Genomic DNA, 21,608 nt, shown 5'->3' on the forward strand with positions numbered 1-21,608 from the left:
GGCTCGGTCGCGGACCGTGTGAAACGAGAGCGTAACGAAGCCCGGCGAAGTCGTCATGCATCGGAAATAGAAGCCGGCGGCACCGGAAACAGACTCCGGTGAACGTAATACCTGTCAACCGACAGTTAATACGTTCCAGCCCCACTGGAGTCAGCCATGAGCGCACCCGTCACCGACGCCGATGCCCGTAACGCGGCGTCCGGCTATCACCAAGAGCTACAGCGAGGCGTCGGATCATTCGCCTCCTTCGCCGCCGGATTCTCCTTCGTCTCGATCCTCACCACCGTCTTCCAGCTCTTCGGACTCGGCTTCTTCCTCGGTGGCGCGTCGTTCTTCTGGACCTGGCCGATGGTGTTCGCCGGTCAGCTTCTCGTCGCGCTCTGCTTCTCCGAGCTCGCCGCCCGGTGGCCGATCTCGGGCTCCATCTACCAGTGGTCCTCGCGTCTCGCCGGCACGACCGTCGGGTGGTTCGTCGGGTGGACCATGATCGTCGGTCAGATCCTCACCGTCGCCGCCGCAGCCATCGCGCTCCAGGCGGTGCTGCCGAGCATCTGGTCGGGCTTCCAGATCGTCGGGGGCCATGGCGCAGATCCGACACTGACGTCGGCGACCGGCGCGCAGAACGCCATCTTGCTCGGCTGCATCCTGCTGGTGATCACCACCCTGGTGAACGTCAGCGGCATCCGTCAGATCGCGCTGTCCTCGAGCGTCGGCGTCACGATCGAGATCGTCGGCGTCTGCGCCCTGATCGTGGCCCTGTTCGTCCTGTCCGAGCGCGGCCCCGCGGTCGTGCTTCACCACACCGGCTGGGAGGGCGGCTCCGGCTACTTCGGCGCCTTCCTCGCCAGCTCGCTGATGGCGGCCTACGTGATGGTCGGCTTCGACTCGGCCGGCGAGCTGGCCGAGGAGACGCACGCGCCGCGCCGTACGACGCCCCGCACGATCCTGCGCGCGCTCGTGACCTCCGGCATCGGCGGCGCTCTGCTCATCCTCGCCGCCCTCATGTCCGCCCGGAGCCTCACCGACGGCAACCTCGCGACGGGCGGCCTCGCCTGGGTCGTCACGGACCGTCTCGGCGACGTGCTCGGCCGCCTGCTGCTCTGCTGCGTCGCCGTGGCCGTCTTCGCGTGCACGCTCGCCGTCCAGACGTCCGGTGCACGGATGATGTACTCGATGGCCCGCGAGACGGCCTTCCCGTTCCACCGGGTCCTGGGCAGGGTCTCCCCGCGTACCGGCACCCCGGTCGCCGCCTCGATCGTCGTCGGCGTCCTCGCCGCGGCGGCGCTGCTGGTCAACATCCACCAGTACGCGATCTTCCTGGCGCTCTCCTCGCTGTGCATCGCGATGATCTACCTCGCCTACCTCGGCGTCACCGTGCCGTTGCTGCTCAAGCGGATCAAGGGCGAGCCGCCCGCTGGTGGCGTCGACGAGGACGGGCGTCCCCTGTTCTCCCTCGGGCGCTGGGGTACGCCGATCACCGCACTGGCCGTGCTCTACCAGATCGGCATGACCATCAACCTCCTGTGGCCCCGCTCGGTCGTGTACGACCTCACCGGTCACACCTGGTGGCTGCAGTGGAGCGCCCTGCTCTTCATCGGCGTGACGCTCGCGATCGGCACCGCCTACTTCTTCGGGCAGCGGCTCCACCTGCGGATCGCGCTGCGACACGTGCCGCACTCCCACGGCGACGACCTCGTCGTTCCGCCGCCGACCGCCCCCGCGACTCCGATGGAGGCCTGAGCAGTGTCGATCGCCGATCACCACCTGACCGACTCGGTGCTCAACGCCCGCAGCGATGCTCGGGCACAAGCCGGCCGGACCAGCCCCTGGATGCCGTACCTGCCCGCCTCGTCGAGCCCGCACGTCCCCACCGGCGTCGACCCGTCGGCCCTCACCTGGGCCGAGACGGTGGCCCCCGGTGGCTACACCCACAAGGTCATCGCCCGTGGCACCCGGCTGCGGTTCGACGACCCGACGGGCGACGCCTGCGCGCACGTCGTGCTCTACAACGCCCTCGAGCCGGTCGAACGGCTCAACGTCGCCGACACCCAGAAGATCCCGTGGCAGGCCTACCTCGGGGAGGCGCACCCGCTGCTCTCCGGCGACGGCCGGGTGCTGGCCACCATCGTCGCGGACAGCTCCGGGCATCACGACGCGTTCTGCGGCACCAGCACCGAGTCGTGGAACCGCGCGAAGTACGGGGACGCCCGCCCGGAGGGCCCGGCACCGGCCGGTCGCTCCCTGTTCGGCAAGGCCGCGGCCAAGCACGGCCTGAGCGCACGAGACCTGCCGCCCAGCATCTCCTTCTTCCAGGGCGTGCGGGTCGATGCGTACGGCGACTTCACCTGGACCGGCTCCGCGAGCGCCGGCACCCACGTGGAGCTGCTCGCCGAGCTGCCGCTGATCGTCCTGGTGGCGAACGTCCCCCACCCGCTCGATCCGCGTCCGGACTACGTCTCGGGTCCGTTGCGCATCCACGGCTGGCGCGACGCTCCGACGTCGGCCGCCGACGCCCGGTTCACCGCCACCCCGGAGCTGCACCGGGCCTACCTCAACACCCTCGACTACGCGGAGGCACGCGGACTATGACCATCACCAGCAGCGTCCCGATCGGGGCGGTGGCGGCGCCGGAGTCCGTCTTGGACCGGTCGCGCTCGCTCGTCGAGGGCGCGGTCGTGCTCGACGAGGACGTGCCGTCCAACGCGTCGTGGTCGGCTGTCGTGCGCGCGGGCCAGGTCCTGACGATCGTCGACGTCGGCGGCAACCAGTCCGGCGACTGCCTCATCTACAACGCGCACGACACCGACGAGCGCTACAGCGTGCCGGACACCGTGACCTGGCAGGGCAATGCGTACGTGCGCGAGGGCACCGTCCTGCGATCGGGCGAGGGCAATCCCCTGATGACTGTCGTGGCCAACGAGATCGACCGCCAGGACACGATCGGCGGCGCGTGCTCGAAGGAGTCGAACACGCTGCGCTACGGGCACCACGTGATGTTCCACCACGCGTGTCGCGAGAACTTCCTCTCCGAGGCTGCCAAGCACGGCCTCGGGCTGCGCGACCTGGTCTCGAACCTGAACTGGTTCATGAACGTCCCGGTCGAGGAGGACGGCGCCCTCGGCATCGTCGACGGTCTGTCCGCCCCCGGGAAGCGGGTCGCGGTCCGAGCCGAGATGGATGTCCTGGTCGTGATCTCGAACTGCCCGCAGATGAACAACCCCTGCAACGACTTCAACCCGACCCCGCTCCGCATGATCGTGGTCGACCCCGAAGGGACCCTCTCGTGACCTCGTTCGACGCCGTCCTCGTAGCGAACCGCGGTGAGATCGCCCGGCGCGTCATCCGCAGCGCGCAGGCGCTCGGGATGAAGACCGTCGCCGTCTACTCCGACGCGGACCGCGCCGCGCCCCACGTCCGTGAGGCGGACGTCGCCGTACGCCTCGGCCCGGCTCCGGCCCGCGAGTCGTACCTGCGCGGCGAGGCGATCATCGAGGCCGCCCTCTCCTCGGGTGTCGGCCTGATCCACCCCGGCTACGGCTTCCTCTCGGAGAACACCGACTTCGCGCGGGCGATCGAGCAGGCGGGGCTCCGCTTCGTGGGCCCCACCGTCGAGCAGATCTTGGCGTTCGGGGAGAAGCACACCGCCCGCGAGCTCGCCCAGCGCGCCGGTGTCCCGATGCTCGCCGGCACCGGGCTCCTGGCGTCCGTCGACGAGGCCGTCGCCGAGGCCGGGCGCATCGGCCTCCCGGTCATGCTGAAGGCGACCGGCGGTGGCGGCGGCATCGGCATGCAGGCCTGTACGACCCTCGACGAGGTCCGGGACGCCTACCAGCGCGTCGTGCTGCTCGCGCAGGCCAACTTCGGCTCCACCGGCGTCTTCCTCGAGCGCCTCGTGCGGCCGGCGCGCCATGTCGAGGTCCAGCTCTTCGGCGACGGCGCCGGACGTGTCGCCGTGATCGGCGACCGGGACTGCTCGCTGCAGCGCCGCAACCAGAAGGTCATCGAGGAGGCGCCGGCCCCGGCGCTCCCCGATCGGGTACGGGCGCAGCTGCACGACTCCGCGCTCGCGCTCGCCGCGTCGGTCGACTACCGCAGCGCGGGCACGGTGGAGTTCATCTACGACCCGGTGCGCGAGGAGGCCTCGTTCCTGGAGGTCAACACCCGCCTTCAGGTCGAGCACCCGGTCACCGAGGCGGTCTTCGGGGTCGACCTCGTCGACCTCATGCTCCGGTTGGCCCGCGACGGTGCGGACGGCGTCCCGAGCCGGGTCTTCGATCGCCCCTGGGTGGCCCGCGGGCATGCCGTCGAGGCCCGGGTCTATGCCGAGGACCCCGCCAAGGACTCGCTGCCCTCCTCCGGCCTCGTGACCCGGGCGGTCTTCCCCGGGCAGGACGGCACGGCGATGGACGGTGTCCGCATCGACGGATGGATCGAGACCGGGCTCGAGGTCTCGCCCTTCTACGACCCGATGCTCGCGAAGGTCATCGCCGCCGGAGTCCAGCGCTCCGACGCGCTCGACCTGCTCGGCGAGGCGCTCGGCGCCTCGCGCATCGACGGCATCGTCACCAATCTCGGACTGCTCCGTTCCCTGACCGACCACGACGACCTGCGCGCCGCGGTCCACTCCACCTCGACCCTGGACGTCACCACCGATCCCGAGCCTCGCATCGACGTGGTCACCGCAGGTGCGATGACCACCGTCCAGGACCTGCCGGGGCGCCTCGGCTACTGGCAGATCGGGGTGCCGCCGAGCGGCCCGTTCGACCCGGTCTCGCTCGCCGAGGCGAATCTCGCCGTCGGCAACCCGACGTCCGCCCCGGGCCTCGAGATCACCGCCAGCGGCCCGATGCTGCGCTTCTCCGAGCCGTCGGTGATCTGCCTGGCCGGTGCTCCCGTCGAGGTCACGGTCGACGGTGCGCCCGTCCCGATGTGGGAGCCGGTCGACGTGCCCGCCGGGGGCACCCTCGCCATCGGGACCATCACGGGCCCCGGGCTGCGGGCGTTCCTCGCCGTGCGGGGCGGGATCATGGTGCCGGCCTACCTCGGGAGCGCCTCGACCTTCACCCTCGGGGGCTTCGGCGGGCATGCCGGCCGGGCGCTCATCGCCGGCGACGTGCTCCGGCCCGGCACCGCGGATGCCGCGGAGAACCCCGCGCTGACCACCATCGGCGGCCCCACCCCGGCCGTACGTCGCCCCGCGATCACCTCGGCGTGGCAGATCGGCGTCACCGAGGGACCGCACGGCGCCCCCGAGTTCTTCACCCGCGCCGACCTCGACACGTTCTACGCCACCGGCTACGAGGTGCATCACAACTCCGCCCGCACCGGCATCCGGCTGATCGGGCCCAAGCCCGACTGGGCCCGCACCGACGGTGGGGAGGCGGGCCTGCACCCGTCGAACATCCACGACACCCCGTACGCGGTCGGCGCCATCGACTTCACCGGCGACACCCCGATCATCCTCGGCCCCGACGGCCCCTCGCTCGGTGGCTTCGTCTGCCCCGCCGTGGTCGCCAGCGGCGAGCTGTGGAAGCTGGGTCAGCTCCGTCCCGGCGACCGGGTCCGCTTCGTACCGGTGCGGGAGGCTGACGCAGCGGCGCTCGTCGAGCTGCGTGCCACGCCCGCGCTGATCACGTCGGGAGGCGACGGGGACGACGGCGTCATCGCGCGGCGTGAGGCGACCGACAGCCGCCCCTCGGTCACCTACCGGCGCGACGGGGACGACAACGTCCTGGTCGAGTACGGCGACATGCACCTGGACCTCGCACTGCGGATGCGCGTCCACGCGCTCCAGCAGACCGTGGCCGAGCATGCCCCGAGCGGGATCGTCGACGTCACCCCCGGCATCCGGTCGCTGCAGGTGCACACCGACGCGAGCGTGCTGAAGGCGACGGACATGGCCCAGCTCCTGCTGGAGCTGGAGGACGAGGTCCCGCCGACGAGCGAGCTCGTGGTGCCCTCACGCACGGTGAGGCTCCCGCTGAGCTGGGACGATCCGGCGACGCGACTGGCGATCGAGCGCTACATGGCCGGCGTCCGCTCGGACGCGCCGTGGACCCCGTGGAACATCGAGTTCATCCGCCGCATCAACGGCCTCGACACGGTCGACGACGTCTTTCGCACGGTCTTCGACGCCTCCTACCTCGTGCTGGGGCTCGGCGACGTCTACCTCGGCGCACCCGTGGCGACGCCCCTGGACCCCCGCCATCGACTCGTCACCACGAAGTACAACCCCGCTCGGACCTGGACGGCCGAGAACTCCGTCGGGATCGGCGGTGCGTACCTGTGCATCTACGGCATGGAGGGACCGGGCGGCTACCAGTTCGTCGGGCGCACGGTGCAGATCTGGAACCGCTACCGCTGGGGCACCCGCGGCACCGGCCTCTTCGCCGAGAACCCGTGGGCGCTGCGCTTCTTCGACCGGATCGAGTGGTATCCGGTCTCGGCCGAGGAGCTCCTGGAGCTGCGGGCCGAGACCGACGCCGGCCGCGGGAACTTCGAGACCTTCGACGGCGAGTTCTCGCTGAAGGAGTACGACGCGTTCCTCGCCCAGAACGCCGACTCCATCGATGCCTTCCGCAGCCGCCAGTCGGCGGCCTTCGAGGCCGAGAAGGAGCGCTGGCGCGAGGCGGGCGAGTTCGACCGTCGCGACGAGCCGGCACCGCCCGCGAGGGATGAGGTCACCGTGCCCGACGGCGCGATCGCGGTGACCGCTCCCTTCACCGCGACGGTGTGGCAGCTGACGCTCGAGCCGGGCGCGCGTGTGCAGGAGGGTGAGGCGATCCTCTCCCTGGAGGCGATGAAGATGGAGTCCAAGGTGATCACCCCGATCAACGGCACGGTCGTCGAGGTCTACGTACGCCCCGGCGAGCAGGTTGCGCCCGGCCAGGTCCTCGCGGCGGTGCGGGCATGAGCGCGGGTCCGATCGGTACCGGGACCACCGAGGCGATCCTCGCCAAGGTGTCGGCGGCCTACGACCGGATCGAGGCCGTCGATCGGCCCGAGATCTGGATCTCGCTCACCGACCGCTCCGTGGCCCTGGCCGAGGCGGCGACGATCGACCCCGGGCTTCCGCTCGCCGGGCTCCTGGTGGCGGTGAAGGACAACATCGACGTCGCCGGTCATGCCACGACCGCCGGGTCGGCGTCGTTCGCGTACCGCCCCGCGAGAGATGCCACCGCCGTCGCCCGCCTGCGGGCGAGCGGCGCGATCGTGATCGGCAAGACCAACCTCGACCAGTTCGCCACCGGCCTGGTCGGGACGCGCAGCCCGTACGGTGCCGTGCGCAACGCCTGGGATCCGACCCGCATCTCCGGTGGCTCGTCGTCGGGATCTGCGGTCGCTGTCGCGCTCGGCCTGGTCGACGCGGCGCTCGGCACCGACACGGCGGGATCCGGCCGGGTGCCGGCCGCTCTCAACGGCATCGTGGGCATCAAGCCCACCAAGGGCACCGTGCCGGTCACCGGTGTCGTCCCCGCCTGCTACTCGCAGGACTGCGTCACGGTGTTCGCACGCGACCTGGCCACCGCTCGCGTCATCGCCGGCACGATGGCCGGCCCGGACGCGTCGGACCCGCTGTCGCGGGCACCGCACGCTCCGTACCGGCTTCCCCGACGCCCGCGGATCGCGATCCCCACCCCGGAGCACCTCGAGGGGATGGCCGAGGGCTGGCGCGAGGCGTTCGGGCGGGCGGTGAGCGCGTATGAGCGGGCCGGGATCGAGGTCGCCGAGGTCGACGTGAGCCCGCTGCTGCAGGCCGCATCGATGCTGTACGGGGGCGCGTTCGTCGCCGAGCGCTACGCCGCCGTGGGCGCGCACATCGAGAAGCACCGGGATCTGATCGGCACCGATCTCGACCCGACGGTCGCGCAGATCGTGCTGGCGGGGGCTGAGCCCACGGCAGCGCAGTGGGCCGCGGACTGGGCGATGCTGCAGCGCCTCGGGGCCGAGGGCCGCACGGTGCTCAGCGGCTTCGACGCCTTGCTGACCCCGACGACCACGTGGCACCCCACCGTGGAGGAGGTCATGTCCGATCCCCTCGCCGCGAATGCGCGGATGGGACGCTTCACGAACTTCGCGAACCTGCTCGACATGGCCTCGCTGGCGCTCCCGGCCGGCTTCGTCGACGGTCTCCCGTTCGGGGTGATGCTGACCGGGCCGGCCTTCAGCGACGACGCGCTGGCCGAGCTGGCCGCCCCGCTGATGGCGCCCGCGATCGACGTCTTCGTGGTCGGGGCGCACCTCTCGGGTCAGCCGCTGAACCCGCAGCTCGTCCAGGCCGGCGGAAGCCTTCGCTCGACGATCCGGACGGCTGACCGCTATCGACTCCACGCCCTGCCCACCACACCGGCCAAGCCGGGGCTCGTCCGCGTGGTGGACGGCAGCGGCTCACAGATCGAGGGCGAGCTCTGGCGGCTCCCGGCGGCCGGCTTCGGGACCTTCGTCGCGGCCGTGCCCGCTCCGATGGTGATAGGCACGGTCGAGCTGGAGGACGGGACGTCCGTCTCGGGGTTCCTCGTCGAGCCGTACGCGGTGGCCGACACCCCGGACATCAGCTCGTACGGGGGCTGGCGGGCCTTCCGGGCGGCGGCGTCGTCGACGCGGACAATGGGCGCATGACCAATCGCGCGGGCCCCGGCCGTCCTCGCCACGCCACCGATGGTGCGGGGCGGTCGGGGCGCAGCGACATCCTCGATGCCGCTGCGGAGCTCTTCGTCGAGAACGGGTTCGCTGCCACGTCGACGCGTGCGATCGCGGAGCGGGCTGGCATCCGGCAGGCTTCGCTGTACTACCACTTCGCGGGCAAGGACGAGATCCTGGACGAGCTGCTCGGGGCGTCGGTCCGTCCGACCCTCGAGGTCGCGCAGCGGCTCGACGGTGAGGATCTCACCCCCGCGGAGCGGCTCCATGCGCTGGTCCGCGCGGACGTCGAGACGTTGGCGAGCACCCCGCACAACATCGGCACGCTCTACTTCCTGCCCGAGGTCCAGCTCGCGCGGCACGACGGGTTCCGTGCCGATCGCGAGGCTCTCCAGCGCGAGTACGCGCGCCTCGGAGCTGCGTTGACCGGCGACGCCCCTGGCTCGGCGCAGGCCCGACGGCTCGGCGAGATGCTGATCCAGCTGGTCGAGGTCGTCATCGCGCAGCGTCGTCAGCGGGTGCCGGATGAGCAGGATGCCGAGGCGATCGCCGAGGCGTGTCTGCGGGTGTGCGGTGTGGCACCGCGCAGCGACGACTCGGCCCTCGTTCCCCGACGGGCCGCCCGCGTGCGGGTCTCCGGCGATCCGGAGGACGACTGAGGACCGGAGTCCGAACGCGTCGGCGCGTCCGTGGACCCGGGACCCGGTGGACGGCCAGACTGCTTCCGTGAGCCGGCCAGCGTCAGCGCTGGCGACGTGCGCTGACGTTTCGCGGCCGACTCACGCTCGGGAGGGCTTGTGGCTGAGATCGTTCTGACTGCGCTGGTGTTCGACACGCCGGAGCATGCCGGCGAGACGGCGCTGGAGGTCGCCCGCCTGGTCGACCAGCGCGCCGTCGAGCTGCCCTCGTGGGCGAGCATCGCCTGGGCGCGCGAGACGACGGCGCCGCGCGTACAGCTGGACGCGGGGTCGGTGATGTCACGCGACCAGTTCCACGGCTTCTGGCATGTGCTGATCGGGATCACCCTGTTCGGCCCGCTGCTCGACGCGGCCGCAGCACGTCCGGCGCACCACGCGTCCGGGGCGCTCGGGGCGATCGGCATCGACGAGGTCTTCCTCAACCGGGTCCGCGACGCCGTCTCGCCGGGAACGTCCGCGCTCTTCATGCTCTCGTCCCCGGCTGCCGCCGACCTCGTCTACGACAGCGCGCTCGACGGAGAGCGACGCGCCGCCGCGGTGATCGCCAAGACCCTTCCGATGTCCACCTGGGAGCTGTTGGGCGCCGAGGAGCCCGACGGGCGGCCGATCGGCTGAGCGTCGTCGCGCTGCTGTCGCGCCGACGAACGATCACAGGTCCCCCGGCTGTGTGAGCGGGGCATCGGCCGGCGGCCAGCGCAGAGCGCACACCAGGCCGGCCGCGTCGACCGCCTCGGTGACGGCCAGCACGGTGCGGGAGCAGATCAGCGACTGGGCATCGGCGGCGTGCCAGATCCTCAGGTGCAGCACGACCCGGTCCGGGTCGACCTCGATCACCAGCGCGTCCACCGCCGGGTTGTCACGCACCCCTCGCACCGAGAGCGCAGCCTCGATCACCAGCTTGATCAGGGCCGTGATCCGCGGTCGGGCCGCCTGGGAGGGAGCAGCGTCGCGGACCGAGGAGTCGACGTCGAAGAGCCCGGGCATGGACGCCCTGACCTCCACCTCGGATCGCATCACCGCGCGCGTGGAGAAGTTGAGCAGCGCGCCGTCCAGCACCTGCTTGTTCGGGATGTGGATGGTGACGCCGTCGAGGGTGGTGATCTCCACCGAGCGGCTGTTCAGGTCACTGATGTGGCCGCGATGGCCCGCGCACTCGATGAGGTCGCCGAGCTTGACCGTCCGGCGGGTCTGGATGAGGAGACCTGCACCCAGGTTGTCCGCGATTCCACGACCGAGCAGCACGACCGCACCGGCGAGCACCAGCATCACCACGAGGAGCGGGCGTACGGCCGCACCGAGCACGCTCAGCACGAAGCCGAGCCCGATCATGTAGATGAGGTAGCGCACCACGCGTGCTGCGCCGAGCACGGTGTCGTCGGGAACCTCCGAGACCCGGTGCCCCAGCCGGAGGATGGTCGACGACACCCAGTGCGCTGCGACGATGGAGCCCACACCGATCAGCAGCGCCCACAGCACGCTCCAGCCGTCGACGTCGAGGTCGCCCAGCGGTGTCGGCAGGGCGAACAACGGGCTCACCGACATCGCGATCACCCGAGCAGGACGACCGCTACCGCGAGCACGGCCAGCACGGTCAGGAGCAGGACCACGCCGCCGACCTCCGGCACCTGGGGACGAGTGGGTCCGTCCGTCTGCTTCGGATCCATCCCTACCCCCTTCAGCCGCTGCCCTCGTCTCCATGGTGCTGCCGATCGCTGCGAGGCGTACCACCCGCTTCGGGCGAGGACGCCGACGTCGCGACGCGCTGACGTTGTCTCATGAGCATGTCCTCGACCCCGCAGCCGGTCGGCTACCCGGCGCCTCCGCAGCGTCCTCATCGGCAACGCCATGTCGTGCTGCTCGGCGTGCGCGCCCTGGTCTGGATGGTCTACGCCTATCTGGTCGTCACCGAGGTGATCCTGACCCTCGGCTTCGTTCTCCTGCTCTTCGGCGCCAACCCGGACGCGTCCTTCGTCGCCTGGGCGTACCGCTCGCTCGATCGGGCGATGGAGCCGTTCCGCGGCATGTTCACGCCGATCGACCTCGGCCTGAGCGGCAGTCAGAACGTCGGCGGCGTGCTCGACACGTCGGTGCTGTTCGCCATGCTGGTGTACGCCTTCGGCGCCTGGGCCGTACACATCGGTCTGGACTGGGTCGGACGGATGATCACCCGCGAGCAGCGGGAGGCAGAGCAGGAGCAGGCCGCCGAGACGCTGCGACAGCGCACCTACGCGCCGTCGCCGCCCTTGTACGGACCGCCGACCTCGACCCCACCGACCTCGACCCCACCGTCGTCACCGGCCTCCCCGAGCTCAGCGCACAGCGCCCACAGCACCAGCACGTCGAATCCCAGGATCACCAGCGCGCCCGAGGGGTAGTGCGGAAGGAACAGGAAGCTGCTCAGCGCGCTGACGATCGCGACGCCGATGCCCGCCAGGATCCCCCACCGCCGGCCGGTCACGAGCCCGAGCGAGACCACGACGGCGACGGCACCGATGATGATGTGGATCCACCCCCACGTCGTCACTCCGAACCGCACGACGTAGTCGATGCCGGTCGCGTAGATGGTGTCCTTGGCGACGGCGCCGATGCCGAGCAGCACCTGCATCACGCCGACCCCTCCCAGCAGCACGCCGGAGTAGAGCACCGCCGAGCCGCGGATGAGGTGGTGCGAAGGGTCGGCGTACCGGTGAGGATCACTGCTCATGGTCGCTCCCTGACGTTGGACGAGGATGGTCGCCGTCAGCCTCGTGCGGGCGAGCGGCCCCCACCTCACCCGAACCGTGCGAGGCCGCAGCGACGCGGCGGACCCTGCCCGAGAGCAGGCTCGCAGCCGCAGCGACGAAGACCACGTTGAAGGCCATCTCGACGAGGACGAGCACCCGTGCGAGCTGGCCGGCCGCGTGGATGTCGCCGTACCCGACCGTGAGCATCGTGGTGGCGGTGAAGTACAGCGAGTCGACCCGAGTCCGCAGCCCCTCGACCTGGTCGGGACGGTGCAGGGCCAGGATGTAGAAGGCGAGCGCGAAGACCGTCCAGACCGCGACGATGGCCGCCACCAGGCCGTCGATCCGGCGATCGGGCGAGGCGAGGGAGAGCCGCACCTGTCCGAGGACCATCAGCGCCAGCACCGTCAGGACCAGCGCCGCCGCGCCCACGCGCAGGACGATGCCGCCGCGAGCCTCGGTGTTGACTGGCACTGCGAAGTACAGCAGCAGCACCAACCCCACGATCCAGGCGACGCGGAGGCGATGGACGATCCTCATCGGGCGCTCCTCCGCTCACCGTTCCGCGACGTCTCGAGGCCGCTCAGTCGCAGCCGAGGTCGTCGGCGAGAGCGGCGAAGACGTCCGACGTGCTGCTGGCGAGAGCGCTGATGCTGGTGCTGAGCTCGGAGAGACTGGTCGCGTCCTTCAGGCCGGCCGCCTGCGCATCGACCTCGTCGATCTGAGGCTGGAGCCGGTCCCGCTCCTGGGCACCGAGATCCACCACGGCCGACTTGAGAGCCGCTGCCTGCGAGCGCACGTCGCCCATGCTGTCGCGGGCATGTCCGAGGTTCCCGGCCTTCACGTCGTCGACGACCACCTTGAGCGAGTCGGCGAGCTTGCTCCTGGCAGCGCATGCCTTGTCGTTAGCCGAGTCGCCGCCGCAGGCCGTCAGGCCGGCGGCGAGCGCCAGGAGCACGGTCAGGGACGCAGAGGCTGTGCGCATCCGCGTGGCGATCATGCGCACCACGCTCCACGGGGCCCGCGCAAGCGGACTCCCCCGAAAGGGACCACGCATCCCGGACGCGTCACTGCTGCTCCTGGGCCTCGGCGGCGAGGGCGCGCAGCGCCTCCGGGGCGTCGTCGGCCAGCCGCGCGTAGAGCAGCTCCACGTCGCCGCGCGCCAGGCCACGGGAGACGAACGACATCACCGTCTCGGTGTCGGCCTCGCTCGCGAGGACGACCAGGGCCGAGCGCCCGGGCGCCAGTCGCGCCTTCATGTCGTCGAGGAACGAGCGCTCGATGCCCACCCGGCGGGCCTTGCTGAGCAGTGCCGCCGCCCCGGCCCCCGCGACGGCGCCCGCGACAGGAGCGAAGACCACCGCCCCGAGGAGCACGCCGAGCAGCGATCCGTGACCGGCGGCGAGCATCGTGCGATGGCGCACGTGACCGACCCGCGGCTCGTGCGCCCCCGGGAACCACGTCACGGTGACCGCGTCGTGGACGACGAGCGCGTTGCGCTGCTCGAGGTCCTTGAGCCGCACCTCACCGGCCGAGGCTCCCAGCGCCGAGTCGTAGATCCACACCGTCAATGTCGTCGACCCCGCCATCTCGCCCTCCCCTTCCGAGCACGGTCAGCGCCGTCCTCGACGAGAGCCCAGCGTCGGGTCTGGGCGCCGCGTACGGCTCCCCTGATCCCGGTGAAAGTGCTAGTGCCGGCGCCCGGAGCGGGTGCGCGAGCGTTGGAAGCGGAAGCCCACGACGGTCAGCACCAGCCAACCGAGGGCGAGCACCGCCGCGCCCACCGTCGAGTCGGGATGCCACATCTGCTCGCTCTGCCCCGCGCCGATCCGGCCGACCCCCGACAGCAGCAGCGCCGCCCCTGCGGCCGCCGTGGCGAGCCGGAGGAAGGAGCGCTCCCAGCGGTCGGCCAGGAAGCCGCAGACGACGGCGACGGCCGGGACGACGATCAGGGCCAGCACGACATCCGGGTCACCCTGCCCGGCTCCGGCGTCCGAGACGATGAAGATCTTCGCGCCGAGGATGGCCCCCGCGCCCAGGCCGGCGGTGAAGAAGACCAGCTTCGACATCAACAAGGTGACGACCAGCGCGGCGGCCGCCGCGGCCACCGCGACCAGGACGCGGACGCCGAGCGAGGCGTCGAATGCCTCGGCCAGCAGCCATCCGCCGGCGAAGCCCGCCGCGAGCACTCCGATCCGGACCGAGACCGCGCCCAGGAAGCACAGCACCGCGCCGAACACCAGGAGCACCGTGGCTGACATCGCGTCTCCTTGCCGTCGACGGGGTCGGACCGCTCCGAGCGAACCGGCAGCGGAGCGTCGCGCGCATCCCCCATTTCCTGCGAGGTCTACTCGTCGTCGGCGTTCCTGGCGGCCAGGACGGCAGCGTGGGTGGACTCGCCGAGGACCGGCGTGGCCGCCTCGATGCGGACGCCGCTGAGTCGCTGGAACGTCCCGTCCTCGGACCAGCGCCCCACCAGGGCCGGGTCGACGCCGGAGAGGTAGAGCCGGGCGCCGTCGCCCTGCAGCTGGCGCGCGTAGTCGCCGACCACCTTGAGGAAGGTCGCGCCCAGCGTGGTGCGCCCGTGCAGCCGCAACACGACCGCCGCTCCGTCTGCCCGGGCGGCCGGTGTCGGAAGCTTGCGCTGCAGGGTGCGGGCGCCTGCGTAGAAGAGTGAGCCGTACGCGTCCAGGACGATGATCTGCCCCGCCGCCAAGGCCTCCGGGACCGCCGTCTCGATCAACCGACCCTCGTCGTCGCGCGCTATCTGGACCACCCGCAGGTCCAGCGAGTCCTGGCGCAGCTGGAGCAGCAGCGAGGCCAGGACACCGATGCCGACAGCCTCGGCGACCGGGAGGATCAGCACGGCGACGAAGGTCACGCCCATCGCGAGTGCGGAGATCGATCCTGCCCGGGCGGTGGCGAGCACGTCACGAGGGCGGATCGAGCCGGCGCCGGCGAAGATCAGCACGGCGGCGAGGGTGGGCATCGCGACCTGTCCGACCACGCCGGAGAAGGCCAGCAGGATGATCGCCATCCACACGCCGCTCCAGATGCCGGCCCATCGGGAGACCGCGCCGGCGCTGACGTTGAGCGCGGTCTGCCCGACCGAGCCGCCCACCGGCTGCCCTCGGAAGAGGCCGGCGGCGATGTTGCCGATCCCCTGCGCGATGAAGTCGCGGCGCACCGAGGAGGGCCGCCCCTCGACGTTGGGGACGGCCTCGGCGACGCCGGCGCCCTGCACCAGCACCAGGGCCGCCACGGAGGCGGCTCCGGCGAGGAGGCCCGGGCTCAGCAGTCCGAAGTCGGGCAGCCGCGGAATCGGCAGCCCGTGCGGGATCCTCCCGGAATCCTGCACCCGGGCCACGGTGTCGGCTCCGGCGATGAGCACCACCGCGGTCGGTATGACCAGCGCCGCCAGGGAGGAGATCACGGCGAGCCGGGTGGGCGCGAGGGCGAGCAGGATCGCCAGCGCCCCCAGCCCGGTGGCGAGCGTCGCACCGTCGACCTCGCCGAGCCGGGTGAGGAGGTTCCACGCCTTGGCGGCCGCGAACGGGCCGTGCGCGTCGACGCCGGCGAGGTCGGGCAGCTGCCCGAGCACCATGTTCACCGCCACGCCGGAGAGGAAGCCGAGCATCACCGAGTACGAGACGAAGCGGATGTAGCGCCCGAGCCCGAACAGCGCCGCTGCGATCATCATCGCCCCGGCCAGCAGCGTGAGGAGCAGCATCGCACCGGAGCGCTGATGTCCGTCGTACCCGGACAGCGCGGACCCCGCCGCGAGAGCGGCCGCGCTCGTGGTGGTGACCACCATCAGGCGCGTCGAGGAGGTGATTCCGCCGGCGATCGGGCCGGCGAAGGATGCATACAGGCCGTGTGCCGGGCCGACACCGGCCAGCACGCTCGAGGCCATCCCGTCGGGCACGCTGGAGATCGCCCCCGGCAGCCCGGCGATCAGGTCCCGGCGCCACTGGTGCCGCTTCGGGACGAGCTCCTGGGCCTCGTGCCCCAGCCACCGGCCGGCTCGCACCTGGGTCCGACGCAGCGAGATGTCGTACAGGTGCTTCCAGGAGGGGCCCGGGTCCGGCTCGCGGTCCTTGTCGGAGGTCACGGCGCGGACGGGGGCGCGGGATCGGGTGCTGGCTCGGGTGCTGGCTCGGGGGCGGGCGCGGCCGGCTCGTCGTCGCGATTGGCGACCAGCGGCCGCAGCCAGTGCCCGCCGCTGTCGGCGTCCACCAGAACCGCCTTGACGAAGAGCGAGAGCGGGATCGCCAGGATGGCGCCGAGCGGTCCGATCACCCACGACCAGAAGACCAGCGAGAGGAACGTCAGCGTCGTCGAGAGCCCGACCGCGTCCCCGACGACCTTGGGCTGGATCGCGGACTGGATGACCAGGTTGAGCAGGCAGTAGACCACCACGACGGCGATCAGCATGCCGAAGCCTGAGTCCAGCCCTGCCAGGATCGCAGGAGGCACCAGACCGATGATGAACCCGATGTTCGGAATGTAGTTGGTCAGGAACGCCAGGAGTCCCCAGACGAACGGCGCCGGCACGCCCATGATCGACAGCGCCACGGTGTCGCAGATCGCGACGATGAGGCCGAACACGGTGGAGACCACGAGGTAGCGCCGGGTGCCGCGAGCGAAGTCGGACAGCGCCGCGATCAGCTGCGGGCGGGCGCCCGCCGCGGCCGCGAGGCGCCGCGGGAAGCCGCTGCCGTCGATGGTCATGAACAGCACCAGGGCGAGGATGAAGAACAGGCCTGAGAGCACGCCGAAGACGTCGGACAGGATCGAGGTGAACAGGCTGGTCAGCCGGCCGAGGTCGAGGTGCTGGGTCACGTTGGCGGTCTGATCCGTGGAGACCGAGAAATGCTGGAGCTTCGCGGTGACCTGCGCGATCTGGTCGTTGAACTTCGCCTCGTACGCGGGGAGCAGGGAGGCGAAGCGCGCGGCAGCGACGAACACGGACACGCAGAGCCCCAGCAGCAACGCGTTGACCACGAGCAGGCACAGAACGGTCGCCGCCCACCCCGGCAGATGCCGTTCGAGGGGGATCCGAAGCGGGTGCGCAGCGATCGTCACGACCAGCGCCAGGAAGATCGGGCCGATCAGCGAAGCAGCGCTCCGCGCTCCGGCGATGACCACGACGGCAGCTGCCGCGCCCAGGAGGACGACGAGCGTCCGGGGCAGCACGGAACCGGGGACGGTTTCGGACCTTGCGATGCTTGACATCGAGTCTCCTGGCTCACGTATCCGGGATCGTGACGACCTCGACGACCTCGATGCCCAGGGTGCTCAGCAGGTTGAGCACCCCCTGCAGCTCCTGATGGTCGATGACGTCACCGACGAGCGTGGTTGAGGTGCGTTGCTCGCGTGCGATGAGGTGCGGAAAGGCGCTCACCACGTCGTCGGGGATCTCCCCGTCCACCCTGATCAGCGTGCGCGTCATGGCATCGTCACCTCCATCACAGTCCGGCGATGCCCTTGCCGACCAGGGCAACGCCGATGACCAGCAGCAGCACCGCCATCACGGCGGAGTTGTGCACCGTCAACCAATCCCGCATCTCGTCGAGCGGGGCACGCAACCGATCCGCGGCGACGAGATAGCCGAGCACCGGCACGGCGATCGTCACCGAGGCCAACGCGACGAACACCGCACCCGCCACCACGTTCTCGCCGAGCGACAGCCCAGCGCCGCCGATCGTGGCGCCGCCGGCGATGCAGAGCGTGAGGTTCTTCGGGTTGACCGCGGACAGCAGCAGGCCGAGCCCGCCGGCGCGGAGCGGTGTCATCGTGTCGACCGCCTTCATCCACCCCGGCAGAGCAGCGGGCGCTCCCGCCCTGGGGCGGGACTGCCACTGACGAAGCGCCAGGAGCACGGCCACGGCGCCGAGCACGAGCTTGAGCACCGATGCCAGGGTCGACGGGTCGTCGGGCGCGCCCCCGCTCGGCCCGACGACCGCGACGACGACTCCGAGCACGACCGCGACGCCGACGATCCATCCGAGTGCGAACGCCACCGACGCCATCCGGGCCCGCGGCGCGAGCAGCATCAGGATCACCGCGATGATCGGCACCGGCGAGATGGCCACCCCGAGCGCGGTCGGGAGAAGCTCACCGATCACCTTGCCCATCCGGCCCTCCATCGCCTCGTGTGTCGTGTCATCGATCGCTTCGACCGTACGGGTGATCGCGGCGCGATGAGGTCACCGGAAACAGGCGAGGGCGCGGGGGCCGACGAGGAGGCCTCATCCGAGCAGGGCGAGCAGACCGCGCCCGAGGAAGAGCACGCCGAAGGTGAGCAGGACGCCGATCCCGATCGGGCGGTTGTGGACGATGAGCCACCGGGTCGTCTCCCGGAGCCGCTGCCTGCCGTGGGGCCCGGCGAGCGCGAACAGCAGCGCCGGGAGGGCGAAGTCGATCATGCTCGAGGCGAGGAGCACGAGGACGGCGATGGTGCGCTCCCCGCCGCTGACGTCGGCGACGGCGATGGCGGTGCCGCCCGACGCCAGGATCGCGATGTTCGGGTTCGCCACCGCGAGGGCGAACGAGATGACGACGACGAAGCGGGCGCTCGGACGCGCCAGCCGACGCACCCAGGGCGGAGGCTCGCTCGGGGCGTCGCCGGTCCGAGGCCGTCGCCGCCAGGTCGCCGCTGCCGCCGCGAGGAAGACCAGACCCGCGATGATGCTCAGCCATGCTCGCAGGGTGACATGGCCCCCGGACCCGGCAGCGTTGTGCCCCGCGACGACGATCACGATCGTCAACAGCGCGTAGACCGAGAAGAAGACGGCAGCGATCGTGGCAACGTTGCGGATCGGATGGTCGGAGCCGAGGAGGACGAGGCAGGCCACGATGGCCGCCGGTGTCACTGCGAGGCCCAGCATCTCCGGCGTGAGCTGTGCGAGCAGAGAACCCACGCTGCGAGCCTGCGCGCGCCGGGTCCGGATGCTCCTCACCCGTTGCGGGTGACAACCGCTCCGCGCAGCGATGCCTAGTCTGCGGCAGACGTCGACGGCGTCGCCGGCGATGGATCTTCGTCTCGTCCCGCACGGAAAGGGACCACTGTGCCCCGACTGATCGCCCCGTCGTTCACGTCCTACTCCCGACCCTGGCTGCGGGCGGACCTGCTCGCCGGCCTGACGGTCTGGGCCGTGCTGGTCCCGGAGTCGCTCGCCTACGCCACCATCGCCGGGGTAACGCCGGTCGTCGGCCTGTACGCGGCGGTGCCGTCGCTGCTGCTCTACGCCCTGATCGGCTCCTCGCGCCACGTCATCGTGGCGCCCATGTCGGCGACGGCCGCGCTCTCGGCCGGCGTGATCGCGACGCTCGGCGGAGGCCACAGCCAGGCCGCAGTTCTGACCGCGGGTCTCGCCGTCGCCACCGGCATCGTCGCCCTGGCGGCGGGGCTCCTGCGTCTCGGCTTCCTCGCGGCGTTCATCAGCGAGCCGGTGCTGAAGGGGTTCATCATCGGGTTGGCCCTGACCATCATGATCGGCCAGATGCCGGCCCTGATCGGCGTGGACAAGGGGTCGGGCAACTTCTTCGAGAAGGCGTGGGACCTGCTGCGCCACCTGGGCGACGCGGACGGTCTCACCGTGCTCGTCGGCTTCGCCAGCCTCGCTGCGCTGCTGGCGCTACGGCGGTGGCTCCCCTTCCTGCCCGGGTCGCTGGTGGTCGCGCTGGTGTGCATCGCGCTGACCGCCGTGTTCGACCTGGACCAGCACGGCCTCGACATCGTCGGCCACATCGACGCCGGCCTCCCCCAGATCGCATTCCCGGACGTCTCGGTCGACCAGTTCCAGGATCTGCTCGGCGCGGCCGTCGGCGTCATGCTCGTCGGGTTCGCCGAGGGGCTGGGCGCCGCGAAGACGTACGCCGCTCGCAGCGGGTACGACATCGACGCCAACCGCGAGCTGATGGGACTGGGCGCGGCGAACCTCGGGGCCGGGCTCACCTCCGGCATGGTGGTCAACGGCTCGCTGTCCAAGACCGCGGTCAACGGCTCAGCCGGCGCGAAGTCCCAGATCTCGGGAGTGACCGCGGCGGTGCTGACCGTGCTGACCCTGCTGTTCCTGACCGGTCTGTTCCAGGACCTTCCGGAGGCCACCCTGGCCGCGATCGTCATCGCCGCGGTGATCGAGCTGGTCGACATCGCCTCGCTGCGCCGACTGTGGCGGGTGCGTACCGGGCAGCTGGCGAAGGTGTACCAGATCACCGCGCGCGCCGACTTCGTCGCCGCGGTCGCCGCGCTGCTCGGCGTACTGCTCTTCGACACGCTGCCCGGTCTCGTCATCGGCATCGGCGTCTCCCTGCTCCTGCTCATCGGGCGGACCTCGCGTCCGCATGTGGCACCCCTCGCCCCGGTCGGCGGCGCCGACCGAGCCGTCGCTGGACAGCCCGCGGGTCCCTGGGCGGACATCACCCGCAATCCGGAGTACGCCGCGATCCCGGGGGTGCTGGTGCTCCGGGTCGAGGCGCCGCTGGTCTTCGCCAACGCCGACTACGTCCGCGAGCAGGTGCGGGCACTCGCCCGGAGCACTCCTGCGCTGCGCCTGGTCGTGCTCGACGGGCATACCACCCCGGCCATCGACGTCACCGCGACCGAGATGCTCATCCAGCTCCGCGGCGATCTGCGACGGGAGGGCGCCGACCTCGCCCTCGCCGACGACATCGGCCAGGTCCGCGACGTGTTGGCGCGTGCGGCCGAGTCCGAGGAGCCGACCATCTTCCAGAGCGTCGAGGACGCGATCGCGGCGCACGTGTCGGCGCCCGTACCGGACGGCGGCCACCCTGCGTCGTAGGTCATCGGCGCTCACCGGGAAAGGGTGAGCAACGCGGCCCCCATCTCGCTCAGGCTGGCGTCGAAGGCAACTCATTCGAACGAAGGAGCAGACGATGGCGAACGGAACCCTGACCGTGTGGAAGTTCGATACGCCGCAGGGAGCCGATGAGGCGGCCAGCACGCTGGCGGCCCTCGCTCGGGAGCAGGTCATCACCGTCCACGACGCGGCCACCGTGACGTGGGAGGCCGGCAAGAAGAAGCCCAAGACGCATCAGCTCAACAGCACCACCGGTAGCGGCGCCCTCGGGGGCAGCTTCTGGGGACTCCTCTTCGGCCTGATCTTCTTCGTTCCGCTGCTCGGCGCCGCCATCGGCGCGGCGACGGGCGCCCTCGCCGGATCGCTCACCGACGTCGGCATCGACGACCGTTTCATCAACAAGGTCCGCGACGAGGTCACGCCCGGCACCTCGGCCCTGTTCGTGATGACGTCGGACGCGGTGATGGACAAGGTGCGCGAGGCGTTCGCCGACCACCGTCCCTCGGAGCTGGTCTTCACCAACCTCTCCGAGGAGCAGGAGAAGGCGCTGCGCGAGGTCTTCGAGAGCGACACCACGGCTGGTTGATCGCCCGTCGCTTGCCCGTCGCGTCCGACGGGCAAGCGACCACCCTCACGGTCTCGCCCGATGCGGGTGAGACCCCGAGGCCCGATCGGTCCCTACCTTCGCACCATGCCGGGCGCGACGCGCCCGCCCTTCCAGG

20 protein-coding genes are annotated in these 21,608 nt (G+C 71.1%); 9 read left to right on the forward strand and 11 right to left on the reverse strand.

The window, feature by feature from the left end; translation table 11 throughout:
• Positions 1 to 156 precede the first annotated feature (156 nt).
• From ACZ5L9_RS16845 to ACZ5L9_RS16875, 7 genes are all read left to right on the forward strand, one after another.
• Complete coding sequence (locus ACZ5L9_RS16845) at positions 157 to 1,740, forward strand: amino acid permease (RefSeq protein WP_464529747.1); 1,584 nt, start codon at positions 157 to 159, stop codon at positions 1,738 to 1,740.
• Between the two features lie 3 nt (positions 1,741 to 1,743).
• Positions 1,744 to 2,589, forward strand: coding sequence for an urea amidolyase associated protein UAAP1 (locus tag ACZ5L9_RS16850; protein WP_464529749.1), 846 nt, complete (start codon positions 1,744 to 1,746; stop codon positions 2,587 to 2,589).
• Positions 2,586 to 3,287, forward strand: a complete 702-nt coding sequence (locus ACZ5L9_RS16855) for an urea amidolyase associated protein UAAP2 (RefSeq protein ID WP_464529752.1) — start codon at positions 2,586 to 2,588, stop codon at positions 3,285 to 3,287. Before ACZ5L9_RS16850 ends, ACZ5L9_RS16855 begins: the two co-directional genes overlap by 4 nt.
• Positions 3,284 to 6,913 carry an urea carboxylase gene (gene uca, locus ACZ5L9_RS16860; protein ID WP_464529755.1) on the forward strand — a complete coding sequence of 1,210 codons (3,630 nt, stop codon included), beginning with the start codon at positions 3,284 to 3,286 and terminating at the stop codon, positions 6,911 to 6,913. The genes ACZ5L9_RS16855 and uca overlap by 4 nt, the downstream gene beginning before the upstream one ends.
• Positions 6,910 to 8,619 (forward strand): allophanate hydrolase, encoded by a 1,710-nt coding sequence (locus ACZ5L9_RS16865; protein ID WP_464529759.1) that lies wholly within the window; start codon positions 6,910 to 6,912, stop codon positions 8,617 to 8,619. Before uca ends, ACZ5L9_RS16865 begins: the two co-directional genes overlap by 4 nt.
• Entirely contained in the window at positions 8,616 to 9,299 is a 684-nt protein-coding gene (locus ACZ5L9_RS16870) for a TetR/AcrR family transcriptional regulator (RefSeq protein WP_464529762.1), read from the forward strand. The genes ACZ5L9_RS16865 and ACZ5L9_RS16870 overlap by 4 nt, the downstream gene beginning before the upstream one ends.
• Before the next feature lie 138 nt (positions 9,300 to 9,437).
• A complete protein-coding gene (locus tag ACZ5L9_RS16875) occupies positions 9,438 to 9,953 on the forward strand; it encodes a DUF1269 domain-containing protein (RefSeq protein ID WP_464529766.1) in 516 nt (171 codons plus the stop codon).
• A 33-nt stretch (positions 9,954 to 9,986) separates the two neighbouring features.
• On the opposite strand, the gene ACZ5L9_RS16880 is transcribed toward ACZ5L9_RS16875, so the two are convergent.
• The 11 genes from ACZ5L9_RS16880 to ACZ5L9_RS16930 all read right to left on the reverse strand — a co-directional run bounded on the left by ACZ5L9_RS16880 (position 9,987) and on the right by ACZ5L9_RS16930 (position 18,984).
• A complete protein-coding gene (locus tag ACZ5L9_RS16880; protein ID WP_464529770.1) occupies positions 9,987 to 10,874 on the reverse strand; it encodes a mechanosensitive ion channel family protein in 888 nt (295 codons plus the stop codon).
• Positions 10,875 to 11,562: 688 nt separating this feature from the next.
• Positions 11,563 to 12,042 (reverse strand): DUF7144 family membrane protein, encoded by a 480-nt coding sequence (locus ACZ5L9_RS16885; RefSeq protein ID WP_464529772.1) that lies wholly within the window; start codon positions 12,040 to 12,042, stop codon positions 11,563 to 11,565.
• Complete coding sequence (locus tag ACZ5L9_RS16890) at positions 12,032 to 12,601, reverse strand: potassium channel family protein (protein ID WP_464529775.1); 570 nt, start codon at positions 12,599 to 12,601, stop codon at positions 12,032 to 12,034. Before ACZ5L9_RS16890 ends, ACZ5L9_RS16885 begins: the two co-directional genes overlap by 11 nt.
• A gap of 43 nt (positions 12,602 to 12,644) precedes the next feature.
• Positions 12,645 to 13,046 carry a hypothetical protein gene (locus ACZ5L9_RS16895; RefSeq protein WP_464529778.1) on the reverse strand — a complete coding sequence of 134 codons (402 nt, stop codon included), beginning with the start codon at positions 13,044 to 13,046 and terminating at the stop codon, positions 12,645 to 12,647.
• Positions 13,047 to 13,128: 82 nt separating this feature from the next.
• Positions 13,129 to 13,650: a DUF1269 domain-containing protein gene (locus ACZ5L9_RS16900; RefSeq protein WP_464529781.1), complete on the reverse strand. Its 522-nt coding sequence runs from the start codon at positions 13,648 to 13,650 to the stop codon at positions 13,129 to 13,131.
• Between the two features lie 99 nt (positions 13,651 to 13,749).
• Positions 13,750 to 14,322: a TM7S3/TM198-like domain-containing protein gene (locus tag ACZ5L9_RS16905; protein ID WP_464529783.1), complete on the reverse strand. Its 573-nt coding sequence runs from the start codon at positions 14,320 to 14,322 to the stop codon at positions 13,750 to 13,752.
• Positions 14,323 to 14,408: 86 nt separating this feature from the next.
• On the reverse strand, positions 14,409 to 16,172 hold the full coding sequence (locus ACZ5L9_RS16910) for a SulP family inorganic anion transporter (RefSeq protein ID WP_464529787.1): 1,764 nt from the start codon (positions 16,170 to 16,172) through the stop codon (positions 14,409 to 14,411).
• Positions 16,169 to 17,296, reverse strand: a complete 1,128-nt coding sequence (locus ACZ5L9_RS16915) for an AI-2E family transporter (RefSeq protein WP_464529791.1) — start codon at positions 17,294 to 17,296, stop codon at positions 16,169 to 16,171. Before ACZ5L9_RS16915 ends, ACZ5L9_RS16910 begins: the two co-directional genes overlap by 4 nt.
• 13 nt (positions 17,297 to 17,309) lie before the next feature.
• The gene (locus ACZ5L9_RS16920) at positions 17,310 to 17,513 is read right to left on the reverse strand and encodes a hypothetical protein (RefSeq protein WP_464529795.1); all 204 of its coding nucleotides are present in this window, start codon (positions 17,511 to 17,513) and stop codon (positions 17,310 to 17,312) included.
• Positions 17,514 to 17,529: 16 nt separating this feature from the next.
• The gene (locus tag ACZ5L9_RS16925) at positions 17,530 to 18,198 is read right to left on the reverse strand and encodes a GAP family protein (protein WP_464529797.1); all 669 of its coding nucleotides are present in this window, start codon (positions 18,196 to 18,198) and stop codon (positions 17,530 to 17,532) included.
• Positions 18,199 to 18,312: 114 nt separating this feature from the next.
• On the reverse strand, positions 18,313 to 18,984 hold the full coding sequence (locus ACZ5L9_RS16930) for a GAP family protein (protein WP_464529800.1): 672 nt from the start codon (positions 18,982 to 18,984) through the stop codon (positions 18,313 to 18,315).
• A 147-nt stretch (positions 18,985 to 19,131) separates the two neighbouring features.
• On the opposite strand from ACZ5L9_RS16930, the gene ACZ5L9_RS16935 reads away from it, so the two are divergent.
• Together ACZ5L9_RS16935 and ACZ5L9_RS16940 are read left to right on the forward strand one after the other, a co-directional pair.
• Positions 19,132 to 20,868, forward strand: coding sequence for a SulP family inorganic anion transporter (locus ACZ5L9_RS16935; RefSeq protein ID WP_464529803.1), 1,737 nt, complete (start codon positions 19,132 to 19,134; stop codon positions 20,866 to 20,868).
• A 94-nt stretch (positions 20,869 to 20,962) separates the two neighbouring features.
• On the forward strand, positions 20,963 to 21,472 hold the full coding sequence (locus ACZ5L9_RS16940; protein WP_464529806.1) for a DUF1269 domain-containing protein: 510 nt from the start codon (positions 20,963 to 20,965) through the stop codon (positions 21,470 to 21,472).
• The last annotated feature ends 136 nt before the right edge of the window (positions 21,473 to 21,608 follow it).

It is taken from the genome of Nocardioides sp. JCM 18998 (assembly GCF_055391535.1).

Excerpts from the sequence above, each read along its gene's own strand:
- ACZ5L9_RS16895 (WP_464529778.1), bottom strand. The coding sequence starts at position 13,046 with ATGCGCACAGCCTCTGCGTCCCTGACCGTGCTCCTGGCGCTCGCCGCC.
- ACZ5L9_RS16915 (WP_464529791.1), bottom strand. The coding sequence starts at position 17,296 with ATGTCAAGCATCGCAAGGTCCGAAACCGTCCCCGGTTCCGTGCTGCCC.
- ACZ5L9_RS16900 (WP_464529781.1), bottom strand. The coding sequence starts at position 13,650 with ATGGCGGGGTCGACGACATTGACGGTGTGGATCTACGACTCGGCGCTG.
- ACZ5L9_RS16925 (WP_464529797.1), bottom strand. The coding sequence starts at position 18,198 with ATGGGCAAGGTGATCGGTGAGCTTCTCCCGACCGCGCTCGGGGTGGCC.
- ACZ5L9_RS16870 (WP_464529762.1), top strand. The coding sequence starts at position 8,616 with ATGACCAATCGCGCGGGCCCCGGCCGTCCTCGCCACGCCACCGATGGT.
- ACZ5L9_RS16940 (WP_464529806.1), top strand. The coding sequence starts at position 20,963 with ATGGCGAACGGAACCCTGACCGTGTGGAAGTTCGATACGCCGCAGGGA.
- ACZ5L9_RS16855 (WP_464529752.1), top strand. The coding sequence starts at position 2,586 with ATGACCATCACCAGCAGCGTCCCGATCGGGGCGGTGGCGGCGCCGGAG.
- ACZ5L9_RS16845 (WP_464529747.1), top strand. The coding sequence starts at position 157 with ATGAGCGCACCCGTCACCGACGCCGATGCCCGTAACGCGGCGTCCGGC.
- ACZ5L9_RS16920 (WP_464529795.1), bottom strand. The coding sequence starts at position 17,513 with ATGACGCGCACGCTGATCAGGGTGGACGGGGAGATCCCCGACGACGTG.
- ACZ5L9_RS16905 (WP_464529783.1), bottom strand. The coding sequence starts at position 14,322 with ATGTCAGCCACGGTGCTCCTGGTGTTCGGCGCGGTGCTGTGCTTCCTG.
- ACZ5L9_RS16890 (WP_464529775.1), bottom strand. The coding sequence starts at position 12,601 with ATGAGGATCGTCCATCGCCTCCGCGTCGCCTGGATCGTGGGGTTGGTG.
- ACZ5L9_RS16865 (WP_464529759.1), top strand. The coding sequence starts at position 6,910 with ATGAGCGCGGGTCCGATCGGTACCGGGACCACCGAGGCGATCCTCGCC.
- ACZ5L9_RS16885 (WP_464529772.1), bottom strand. The coding sequence starts at position 12,042 with ATGAGCAGTGATCCTCACCGGTACGCCGACCCTTCGCACCACCTCATC.